Annotated in this window: 7 protein-coding genes; all 7 read right to left on the reverse strand. The window is 47.2% G+C overall.

Going from position 1 to position 9,911, the window contains the following annotated elements; translation table 11 throughout:
• Positions 1-60: 60 nt before the first annotated feature.
• Positions 61-1,977 carry an ATP-binding cassette domain-containing protein gene (locus tag AC1YY3_RS10025; protein WP_481824274.1) on the reverse strand — a complete coding sequence of 639 codons (1,917 nt, stop codon included), beginning with the start codon at positions 1,975-1,977 and terminating at the stop codon, positions 61-63.
• Between the two features lie 136 nt (positions 1,978-2,113).
• A complete protein-coding gene (locus tag AC1YY3_RS10030) occupies positions 2,114-3,358 on the reverse strand; it encodes a competence/damage-inducible protein A (protein WP_481824247.1) in 1,245 nt (414 codons plus the stop codon).
• A 2-nt stretch (positions 3,359-3,360) separates the two neighbouring features.
• Complete coding sequence (locus tag AC1YY3_RS10035; protein ID WP_482194454.1) at positions 3,361-4,287, reverse strand: AEC family transporter; 927 nt, start codon at positions 4,285-4,287, stop codon at positions 3,361-3,363.
• 109 nt (positions 4,288-4,396) lie between these two features.
• Positions 4,397-6,052, reverse strand: coding sequence for a thiosulfohydrolase SoxB (gene soxB / locus AC1YY3_RS10040; protein WP_481824249.1), 1,656 nt, complete (start codon positions 6,050-6,052; stop codon positions 4,397-4,399).
• Positions 6,053-6,161: 109 nt separating this feature from the next.
• Positions 6,162-7,556, reverse strand: a complete 1,395-nt coding sequence (dnaB, locus tag AC1YY3_RS10045; RefSeq protein WP_481824250.1) for a replicative DNA helicase — start codon at positions 7,554-7,556, stop codon at positions 6,162-6,164.
• Between the two features lie 100 nt (positions 7,557-7,656).
• Positions 7,657-9,549, reverse strand: coding sequence for a DNA topoisomerase IV subunit B (gene parE / locus AC1YY3_RS10050; protein ID WP_481824251.1), 1,893 nt, complete (start codon positions 9,547-9,549; stop codon positions 7,657-7,659).
• Positions 9,550-9,698: 149 nt separating this feature from the next.
• Positions 9,699-9,911 (reverse strand): hypothetical protein (locus AC1YY3_RS10055; RefSeq protein ID WP_482194455.1); only part of this gene is annotated, 213 nt, incomplete at its 5' end.

Here is a 9,911-nt window from a genome sequence, read left to right on the forward strand (position 1 = left end):
TAAGCAAGGCGGGGAAGGATAAGCCAGAAAGCTTAAAGTTGCAATGCCTTTTATCCCCAATCATGCTGATTGCAGGCTTTCAAGCTCATCCCAGCGTTGGAAAGCTTGTTCCAGTTTGGCATCGGCGGCTTGCAGATCGGCTAAGGTGTCTGCAATTATGGTTTGGTCGTTTTTATAAAAATCTGCGGAACTGATTTTTTTATTCAATTCAATTTGTTGGGCTTCAAGCTGGGCGATCAGTTCAGGCATGTTGTTTAGCTCTTGCTGCTCTTTAAAACTGAGCTTTTTTTTGACCGGATTTTTCGGTACGTTTGGGTTTTCGACACCTAAGTCCAGTTTCTTTTTGCTGTCTTGGTTTTTCTTAGCTATGTCGGCTTTTGCTGCGGCTAGTTTCTGACTTTGCCAATCACTATAGCCGCCGACAAACTCTTCCACACTGCCAGAACCATCCAACACAAACACACTGGTGACGACGTTATCTAAGAACGCCCGATCATGGCTGACTAATAATAGCGTTCCGCTGTAGTCAACCAGCTTTTCTTCAAGCAATTCCAGCGTTTCCAGATCGAGATCGTTGGTTGGCTCGTCCATCACCAGAAAGTTAGCGGGTTTAGTGAACAATCGCGCCAGTAGCAAGCGATTTTTTTCACCACCGGACAGGCTTTTGACGGGCGAACGTGAGCGTGCTGGCGCAAACAGGAAATCGGAGAGATACGACATAACATGGCGTTTGTTACCGGCAATTTCGATAAAGTCACTGCCATTGCCGACCGTATCGGCAACCGTCATGTCAGGATCAAGCTGGTCGCGCAATTGGTCGAAATAGGCGATTTCCAGGCGTGTGCCATGCTCTACCGCGCCGCTATCGGGTTCTAACTGCTTGAGCAATAGCTTGAGCAGGGTGGTTTTACCCGCGCCATTTGCGCCAATCAGGCCGATTTTGTCACCACGTTGAATTAGCGTAGAGAAATTTTTGATGATTTGCCTCTCAGGATAGCTAAAGCCTATATCTTTGACTTCAATAACTTTTTTACCAGATGCTTCGGCACTGGTTAAACCCAGCTTGCTCGTGCCTTGCTGGAGTCGGCGTTGCGCCCGTTCTTTTCGTAAGGCTTCCAGCGCCCTTACCCTGCCTTCGTTGCGGGTGCGGCGGGCTTTTACGCCCTGCCTGATCCACACTTCTTCCTGCGCCAGTTTCTTGTCGAATTCGGCATTTTGGTTAGCTTCGTCTTCTAACGCTGCCGCTTTGCGTCTTAGATAATCGTCATAAGTGCCTTGCCAGGACACCAAATAGCCGCGATCCAGATCGACAATCCGGGTTGCCAGTTTTTGTAAAAATGCACGGTCATGGGTAACAAACAGCACAGCGCCAGCGAAATTTAGCAACTGTTCTTCCAGCCAGGCAATGCTTTCAAAATCGAGATGGTTGGTAGGTTCGTCCAGTAACAATACTTGCGGTTCGATGACCAACGCCTTCGCCAGCGCAACACGGCGTTTCCACCCGCCAGATAAGTCCTTGATTTTTAATTCACCAGGCAAGTTCAACTTGCTAAGTGTGGCTTCTATTTTGGTGTTGAAATGCCAGCCATTCAGTGCTTCCAGCTTGTGCTGTAGGTCACCCAATTCCTGCAAGGCTTTGTTGTCGTGATAATCCATCGTCAACGACAGGGCATGATAACGTGCAATCACGTCGCCCAGTTCACCTAAGCCACTGGCGACGGCATCATAGATAGTCGCTTCATCCGGCAACTCTGGCGCTTGTTCTAGCCATGCCAATTTTAATTCCGGTTCGCGCCATATTTCGCCGCCATCGGGAAGCACGTTGCCAGCGATGATCTTCATCAAGGTGGATTTGCCTTCGCCGTTACGCCCTAACAGCCCTACCCTTTCGCCGATGTCTAACTGGAAGTTTTCTTTGTTGAGTAAAGCGTGCGTGCCATAAGCGATGGCGATGTTTGATAGACGTAATAAGGGCATTGGGTAAGTTAGTAAAGATAAATTCAACAGGCATTATACCTGAAACACTGGTTGTGCTTTTTGTCTGATGCTTGGATTGTTTGCAGTTGTATTGAGGATTTTAGAGGCGTAGGGTACGCGATGTGTACTCTACGTGCTAAATTAAGCCTTTGCATTGCAAATATCGCCGCAATAAATCGAGAGCAGATAATGCTGCTTGATGCTGTTTGCGCTTGATGTCACCAGTAAGGATTCGGACGGTATAGTTAACTTCTCCTTTAACAAACAAGGTATTAGTCACGGTTATTGACTCGATACCATGTGGATTTGAATGATACCCTGCGGAAGTGAGCTGGATTAAAATCATATCTGCATCGGTACTTTTTTGTACCGCATCGGCTATTGCTTTGGCAGTTGCCATCATGTCATTGTGATTATTGCTAATTTCAAGCCGTTGCGTTAACTTCCCTATAGATTGCTGGTAGTTAGCACTGATCAGCCAAGATACCCCGACCAATTTCGCAGCCAGCAAGCCTTGGCTGATGGTTTCCACAACGGCAAGCGTATGGCCTTGAGTTATCATCAACTGGTCTATTACTGAGATGAGATCAACTGTTTGATGGTCGTGTGATTGATGCTTTAAACCTTCAATCGCGTACACAGCATCGCCTATAGCATGGGCGATTTCATTTGTTAACCTTTCCTGCTGTGCTTGTGGATAATCGTTCGGGAATAGCAGTTTGGTTTGCACTTCGCCCAGTTCAGCACGAAAACCGAGTTGAACTTGGGTCGGGATTGCAATCTTGTTGATGCGCTCTTGCAGGTCTGATTCACCTATACCAATGGTTTTGATTGTTATCAATTGGCTGGGTAGTAAGGTAAACCGGTTTGATAACATCGGTTGGATATGATCCAAAAACATATTCCGCATTTCGGACGGCACACCCGGCACAAAAGCAAACCAGCACCGCCCTTGTTGCAACGCAAAGCCAGGAGCTGTACCTGTACGGTTATCCAGACGAATCGAGCCTTGCGGCAACATGGCTTGCTTGCGGTTGCATTCTGGCATGGCTCGGTTTCTGTTACCAAAAAACTGCTCAATCTGGCTGAAGGCAATCTCGTCGAATACTAAAGGCAGGTTAAAGGCTTTGGCGACGGCTTCAGCTGTCAAATCATCGCTGGTTGGGCCTAATCCGCCTGTGCTAATACAGCAATCGGCGCGGTTTGCGATGTCTAACAATAGCTGCACCAAATCCTCCAGCTTATCGCCGACGGCGGTATGACGGGTAACTCTAAAGCCCAATGCTACCGCTTGTTGTGACAACCAAGCCGCATTGGTATCGACAACTTGTCCGGTGACGATTTCTTCGCCTTGGGAAAATGTTTCAAAGGTTGGATTCATCGTTAAAATCTCGTCATCAAAATTTGATACCATAACGGCAAGGTAACTAAGCTAAGTGCCGTAGTCACGGTAACGGCCATTGCGTATAAGGAGCTATCCAACTTATAGCGATCACATAACACAATGCCCAACACCATGCTGGGCATGGCAAGATCCAGCACGGCGGCAGCTTTGTAATTATTCGCCATCGTCAAGTGATCGACCAGCAAGATTGCAAATAATGGCATTAGGATCATTTTGATAACCACGACGGGAGCAATATAAGGGATGTTCCGCACTCTTACGGCTTGCCAACTGAGTGCCAATCCCAATGAAAATAACATTAATGGCACTACTGCTCCTGATAATAACTTTAATGTGCCAGTGAGCCAGATAGGAGCTGGCACACTATTCAGGTTTAATAGCACCGCAATACCTGCCGCCCAAAATGGCGGCGCATTCAGAAATGACCATACCGGCTGGCGAATGCTAGAAGGTTCTGTACCGTAATGCCGCACCATGATGATGCCAAAGGTAAACAATAAGGGTGAAACCGCAAACAGATCAAGCTGGATAACCACAGAACGCGCCCAACTACCGAATGTTTGCTCTAGCACTGGCAAACCCAGATAAGTCGTATTAGGAAATCCTGATGCCAAAATCATCGCCCCCAAACATCGGTGTTCCAGCTTCAATAGTTTGTCAATCAACCAAAAACCACCCATGCCAAACAGGACACTGCTGACTGCCAAAATCGTATATTGCAGAGAATGTACACCAATATCCGCAGTCCATAACACCTCCAAAACCATAGCTGGCAAGAAGAAATAATAAACCACAGTGGTCAGCACTGTGCGGGTTTGCTCTGCACCTAACCCCATCGGTTTAACGATACGCCAAACGATGCCGCCAGCCATAAGCAAAGACATTTGTATCAATGTTGTGTGCATAATCTTACGTTTTTGATGTCTAGCCGAATTTCTCTAACACTCAATTTATTTTACGAATAACAGGAAGTCAAACAAAGGTGTCTTCCTCAGATTGCCTTTTATCAATTTATTACTGCTGTTTCAAATAATCCACCAACACATCAGCCATTGGTCTTCCTTGGGCTATTTGATTGACCGATGCCCAACTGGATACAGGATACAATTTATTTGCACTTAGAAGAGTGCCATTACCTAATCGTATTTGGCTGATTCTTTGCCCTAATTCTGCATTGGGTTGGCAATGAAAGCTCATGCCCCCTATTCTCACCATATCGCCACCTTGTTGATAATAAGGGTCTTTATTGAACAAATTATCCGCAGAATCCTCCAGGATGGCTTTTATTTCGCCGCCAGACAACAGTCGTCGCGAGGTGTTTGGATAAGTGATTGCCGTATGATTCATCACTTCCTCGTAGGTAATTGGCTGTCCAGGCAATAATGTTGTACCCCAACGAAAACCCGGTGATAACGCAATCTGGCTATCATTTATTGATAATTGAGCATCCACAATTAACTGATCGAATGTCCCTTTATAGGTATCCCGCCGATACAAAAGCTTATCGGCTACGGCTAAAGGCTGCTGTAATTTCGCTAAATAAGGGTTTCTTAGCGTAGTGATTAAGTCTTGCATTTCTGCATCCGGCTCAAGCAGGTTGGAAAATACCGGCAATAAGCGATAACGCAAATCGCGTAATCGGTTTTGGCGTATGTCCAAATCCAGCACCGCCAGAAACTTACCGTGGCTTCCAGCATTGGTCACGCAAGTTTTGCTATTGTTATTTTGCACCCAGATTGGTCGAGGAATAGCATCATGGGTATGCCCACCTAAAATGACATCGATGCCGGAAACCCTGCTAGCCAATTTCAGATCAATATCCATACCATTATGAGAGAGCAGAATAATCACATCGGCACTTTTTTGCTGTTTGATGTCATTAATCATTTGTTGCAAACGCTGTTCTTGTATGCCGAACTGCCAATCGGGAATCAAGTGTTTTGGGTTTGCTATTGGCGTATACGGATAAGCTTGCCCAATGATGGCGATACGGGCATTGTTGAATTCCTTGATGATATAGGGCTTAAAAACCGAATTCGATTCTGCACCGGAAGCAAACTGCGCTTCCTCAGTGAGTGACACGTTTTGGGCGATAAAGTTACCGTTAAAACGCTTGATATTTTCTAAAACTTGCTTGCTTCCGTAGGTGAACTCCCAGTGTCCGGTCATCACATCCACACCTAACAGATTGCAAACCGCCAGCATATCTGCACCTTGCGTCCATAACGAAGTCGCCGATCCCTGCCAGGTATCACCGCCATCGAGTAACAAAACATTGCCATGCGAACTTGTTTGCTTGATTTGTTTAATCAAAGTCGTCAAATGCGCGAATCCGCCCATCTTGCCATAGACTGCAGCTGCTTCGGTAAAATCCAAATGGGTAAAAGCGTACGCTTCTTTTGTACCCGCTTTGATGCCGAAAAAATCCAGGAAGTCATGTCCTGTCAAATGCGGAACTTGCTTATATGAACTGCCCACGCCAATATTAACCGAAGGCTCTCGGTAATAAATCGGCAGCAACTGGGCATGACAATCGGTAATATGCAGCAACGTGACATTACCGAAATCCGATGAAGGATAAAGCGTATCAGGAATGGAAGAAAAACAGGAAGCGAGTCCTGGTGCAATTCCCATCAAGCCTAATGTCTGCAAAAATTGACGGCGAATCATGGTCTATGGGTAAAAGCTATGGGAATACCAACTGCAAGAGGATTTCGCGGTAGAAATTGTGAAGGGATTAAGTATTGGCGTACAAACCTAGGCTTGCACATCTACGAAGCTATTCATAATCCCCAGTGCTATAGGAATTTCCCGCATAATTCTCAAATCGGGTGTATTGCCCCAGAAAGGTTAAGCGCACCGTCCCTAAGGGGCCGTTACGTTGCTTGCCGACAATAATCTCGGCAATGCCTTTGTCTGGACTGTCTTCATTGTAGACTTCATCACGATAGACAAACACGATCAAATCAGCATCCTGCTCAATCGCACCCGATTCCCGCAAATCGGACATCATAGGCCGCTTGTTGGGACGTTGTTCAAGATTACGGTTCAACTGAGACAAGGCCACGACCGGCACATTCAGCTCCTTGGCTAATGCTTTCAAACCCCTTGATATATCGGAAATTTGTTGCACCCGGTTGTCGCCGCTGCTAGGCGATTGCATAAGTTGTAAATAATCCAGCACAATCAAGCCTAATTGCCCGTGTTCCCGCGTTAACCGCCTTGCTCTTGAACGCACTTCCGTTGGTGTTAGCGCAGGCGTGTCGTCGATAAACAGTTTAGTTTCGCCCAACAAACTGATCGCTGAAGTCAACCTAGGCCACTCGTGGTCTTCCAGCTTCCCTGTTCTGACTTTATGTTGGTCGATACGCCCCAGGGATGACATCATCCGCATGGCAAGCGCATCGCCCGGCATTTCCATACTGAACACGGCAACAGGTTTGCCGCCTTTGATGGCGACATTTTCCGCTATGTTCATGGCAATGGCGGTTTTTCCCATAGACGGGCGACCCGCGACGATAATTAAATCAGCGGGTTGTAATCCTGATGTCAACTCATCCAGATCAGTAAATCCGGTCGCCGCACCAGTGATATTGCTGCCCTGTTCAAACAGCATTTCAATTTTATCAACCGCCCTAGCCAGTAACGATTTAATTCCGATAAAACCGCCCTGCCCTCGTTGGCGTTGTTCGGCAATTTTAAATACTTCGCGTTCTGCGTTTTCTAAAAGATCAGCGGTGTCGCGCCCTTCAGTGTTAAAGGCTGAATCGGATATTTCCGTACCGACATGAATCAATTGCCGAAGCACCGATCTATCCCTAACAATATTGGCATAGTTAACGATATTAGCGGCACTGGGCGTATCTTTTGCCAACATGCCCAAATAGGACAATCCGCCCACAGCTTCCAGTTCGCTGGTCGCTTCCAGGGTTTCTGATATGGTAATCACGTCGAATGGTATCTGTTGATCCGCCAGTTTTTCTATGGTGCGAAATATCAACTGGTGATCCCTACGATAAAAGTCAGTTTCAATCACTTTATCGGAAACTGAATCCCAGGTTTGATTATCCAGCATCAAGCCGCCCAAAACCGCCTGCTCGGCTTGAATGGAATTGGGCGGAATCTTCAAGGATTCGTAGGCATAATCACGATCTAACGCAAAATTTTGAGACATGACATGAGTATTTGGAGGCACAAACAAGATGCTAGTTTACCGGATAATAGCTAGCATTTTATAGTCATTACAGGTGCTATTGACATAAACCATTAAGCACTTAAACAACATCAGCCAAATTTCCTTTGGTTTCCAGCCAGACCTTTCTATCTGGAGCTCGTTTTTTTGCCAGCAGCAAATCAAGCTGGCTGCGCGTATCGTCAGTTTTTTCGATGGTTAACTGCACTAATCGTCTTGTATCTGGGTTCATCGTTGTCTCCCTAAGCTGGGAAGGATTCATCTCACCCAAGCCTTTGAAGCGCTGCACCGAAATTGCACCTTTGATTTTTTCCGCCTTGATGCGGTCGAGAACACCTAGCCTTTCGGCTTCATCTAAGGCATAAAACACCCGTTTGCCGACATCAATCCGATACAACGGCGGCATGGCGACATAAACATGACCTGCTGAAACCAGTGCATTAAAGTGCTGGTAAAACAACGCGCAAATCAATGTTGCGATATGGCTGCCGTCGGAATCGGCATCGGCAAGAATGCACACTTTGCCGTAGCGCAGATTTTGTAAGTCATTAGAACCGGGATCGACCCCCAACGCCACGGCAATATCGTGAACTTCCTGCGATGCCATAACTTGGTTTGACTCAACCTCCCAAGTGTTCAATATCTTGCCGCGCAAGGGCATGATGGCCTGGAAGTCGCGTTCCCGCGCTTGCTTGGCGGAGCCACCGGCAGAATCCCCTTCTACCAGGAACAATTCGGTACGGTTTAAATCTTGTGCGGTGCAATCCGCCAATTTTCCTGGTAGCGCAGGGCCTGATGTGATGCGTTTTCGGATGATCGCCTTGCTCGCTTTCAAGCGTTTGTTGGCACTGGCGATGATGATTTCGGCGATTTTTTCGCCTTCCATTGGGTGCTGGTTCAACCACAAGCTGAAACCGTCTTTGGCTACGCCGGATACGAAGGCGACACATTCGCGCGAACTCAAACGCTCTTTGGTTTGACCGGAAAACTGCGGATCTTCCAGCTTAACCGACAACACGTAATGGCAATTTTCCCAGACATCTTCCGGCGCAACCTTAATGCCGCGCGGCAACAAGTTTCGGATTTCGCAGAACTCGCGCATGGCTTCGGTCAAGCCTGCACGTAAGCCGTTAACGTGCGTTCCGCCTTGTACGGTGGGCACGAGATTGACATAGCTTTCGGCTAACATTTCAGGCGGGTTTTCCGCCGCCCAAACAATACCCCATTCGACGGCTTCGTGATTGCCAGTCATATTGCCCATGAACGGCGGGTCAGGATAAAACTCGATGTCGCCGACGCTGTCCAGCAGGTATTCTTTTAAGCCATCTTCGTAAAACCAAACTTCCTCTTCCTCAGGATGTTCGACCTTAAGGCTTATCTTCAAACCTGGGCACAGCACCGCCTTGGCACGCAAGACATGCTTGAGCTTTATGACTGAGACCTTATTGGAATCGAAATATTTCTCGTTCGGCCAGAACGTCACTGTGGTGCCGGTGTTGTTCCGTCCTACCGTGCCGATCTCCTTCAAGTTCGACTTCTTGTCACCGTCGGCAAAGGCCATGTGGTAAACCTTGCCGTTACGCTTGACCTCCACTTCCAGCTTTTGCGACAAGGCATTCACCACGGAAATGCCCACGCCGTGCAAGCCGCCGGAAAATTGGTAATTCTTGTTGGAAAACTTACCGCCCGAATGCAAATGGGTCATGATGACTTCCACGCCGGGAATATTATGGGTAGGATGGTTATCCACCGGCATCCCACGCCCGTTGTCAATCACCTTCACCCCGCCGTCCTTAAACAACACGACTTCAATCGTGCTGGCATGGCCTGCAATGGCCTCGTCCACGCTGTTATCCACCACCTCCTGCACCAAGTGGTTGGGGCGTGTGGTGTCGGTGTACATCCCCGGGCGTTTGCGGACGGGTTCCAGTCCGGTCAGGACTTCAATGGCAGAGGCGTTGTATTCGTTGGTCATGTTTTGAAGGTTGGTATTTTATGAGTCAAGGTAGTTTATGGATATTGTAGGGCGCATAAGCGAATGCGTCATGCGCCAAGTTGGTGATTTTCATTCTACGGCGGGCGTTTTTTATCCACCGTACGCGGTGACCTACAGGCTCAACCTTATTATTTTTTATTTTGCTTAATTGCTGTATATAAAGCACTCGGCCACGTGATCCCACTCATTCTAGTTGTGTCTAATTCTTTTTCTAAAATATCCCAGTGTACATTTGAACTCGCTACTAAATCATATACACGCTGAATTATTAGTAGCTTTTCATTACCAGCTTCCTCGTACTTGTTGCAAACCATTTTGTTTTTATAATGTACATATAACCA

The organism is Methyloglobulus sp. (assembly GCF_964779595.1).